This is a genomic window from Arthrobacter sp. 05T47 (assembly GCF_056395825.1).
Genome location: NZ_JBFTKG010000144.1, coordinates 1 through 1,496, shown reverse-complemented (window position 1 = coordinate 1,496; position 1,496 = coordinate 1). Strand labels below are relative to the sequence as shown.

Sequence of the window (1,496 nt, the reverse complement as noted above, 5' to 3'; positions counted from 1 at the left end):
GCGGATTGCCACCATGTCGGTGCCGGCGGACGTGGGCAGGTAGAGCCCAAGGTCCCTGAACGAGCCGTTCACGCTGGAAAGTATCGCCACGATGATCGGAAGGACGATGAGCACTCCGAGCGTGGCCACGATGCCGCCGGCGCTGTTGCGCAGCAGTGTCCCGATACCCAGGCCGAGGACGGCGACCAGGGCGAGGTAGGCCCCGGTGCTGAAGATGGCCCGGATAACCCCGTCAGCGATGAGTGGATAGCTGAGCCCGTGGGGCTCCAGGAGCGGCTGGGCGATGGCGTAGGAGGTGAGGGCCGCGGCGACTCCAACGATGAAGGAGGTGCCGGCGACCACGAGCGTCTTGGCCAGGACAGCGGTGATCCGGCGGGGCACCGCGGTGAGGGTTGTGATGATCATGCGGGTGCCGTATTCGGAGCCGATCTGCATGACGGCCAGGGAGGCGATCAGGAACTGGCCGATGACAATGCCGTTGGATGCCACGCCGCGGGCCATCACGCCGAACTCCTCMRCCGTGCCCAGTTGGGCTTCGCTGCCCGCYGGGTCCGCGCCGWAGGCGATGTAGCCAGAGGCCATGTCGACCACGGACAGGGTGCTGAGCAGGCTGATTCCGACCATGCCCAGAAACGCGATGGTGAGGATGATGWAGCTGGAGCGCAGGGASGTCAGCTTGATCCATTCGGCGTGCACGGCCCGAAGGAAGGTGAGCCCTATCCCGTTGTCCTGGCGGACGGCGGCCGCAGCGCGACGGCTGGTGGGTACGGCGGTGGTCATCRGGYYMCCTCTCCTGCCCCGGCCAGTGCGSCGGAGCGGTATTCAACATCATCTCGGGTCAATTCCATGTACGCCTCTTCGAGCGAGGCCCGGACCGGCGTCAGCTCGTGGATCAGAGCGTCATGCTCCCGGGCAATCCAGGCGATCYGGCGKGGYTCGGCGCCCGCGACTTCCAGCAGCCCCGATTCCAGTTCGCGGAAGGTGATCCCGGCGGAGGCCAGGCCAGCCTGCAGCTGATGCGCCTGGTCGCTGCGGACCAGTGTCCGGTCCTGCCCTTGGGCGAGGATCTCCGCGACAGGAGCATCGGCGATAATCCGGCCACGGCCGATAACGATCAGATGGTCGGCAGTCTGTGCCATCTCACTCATCAGGTGCGAGGACAGGAACACGGCCCGGCCCTCGGAGGCGAGATGGCGGGAAAGGGTGCGCACCCACTGGACGCCTTCGGGGTCGAGCCCGTTCACTGGCTCGTCGAAGATCACGGTTCTAGGGTCGCCCAGCAGAGCAGCGGCGATACCGAGCCGTTGGCCCATGCCGAGGGAGAAGCCCTTGACGCGCTTCCGGGCGGTATCGGTGATTCCAGTCATCGCCATGACCTCATCGACCCGGCTGCGCCGGATGCCGTGCGTGGCGGCCAGGACGGACAGGTGCTTGACGGCGCTGCGGGCCGGGTGGAGAGCCTTGGCGTCCAGGAGTGCGCCGACCTCTTTCAACGG

General features: G+C 67.0%; 2 protein-coding genes. Both read right to left on the bottom strand.

All coding sequences use genetic code 11. The annotated features are described in order from the left end of the window. Positions 1–780: ABC transporter permease (locus AC1DEY_RS23385; protein ID WP_476870083.1), on the bottom strand; the 780-nt coding region annotated here is incomplete at its 3' end. After that, positions 777–1,496, bottom strand: a 720-nt coding sequence (locus tag AC1DEY_RS23380; protein ID WP_476870082.1) for an ATP-binding cassette domain-containing protein, incomplete at its 5' end; no start/stop codon positions are given. The genes AC1DEY_RS23380 and AC1DEY_RS23385, both read right to left, overlap by 4 nt.